This window comes from Dellaglioa sp. CoH-57-MRSF-21, from assembly GCF_056781915.1.
In genome coordinates, this window is the sequence record NZ_JBXAXU010000200.1 from 1 (window position 1) to 266 (window position 266).

Here is a 266-nt window from a genome sequence, read left to right on the forward strand (position 1 = left end):
GGAACTTGTACATCAGGCCCAGCAGCAGGCTGTTAATGTGGCAGTTGCTGCTTACGATGCCGGACGGAAGCATGAAGTGGTGATACTTCGGAACAGTCAAGCAGTAGACGGGCACCGGCTCCCCTTGCTTTTGGACGCGCAGCTTATTCACGGCCAAGAAGCCAAGACCGCTCGATTTGTCCTGCTTTGTCCAATCGTGGCGGGGCAACTTGTTGTGAGCCGGGAACCACACACGATCACCGATACGCATGTCCACGGCCCGGATG

The 266-nt window shown here is 56.8% G+C and carries 1 protein-coding gene; it reads right to left on the reverse strand.

Annotated features, from left to right (window positions below; all coding sequences use genetic code 11):
- The coding region (locus AC1RPQ_RS08530; RefSeq protein ID WP_481762352.1) for a hypothetical protein at positions 1 to 250 on the reverse strand (250 nt) is incomplete at its 3' end.
- Between the last annotated feature and the right edge of the window lie 16 nt (positions 251 to 266).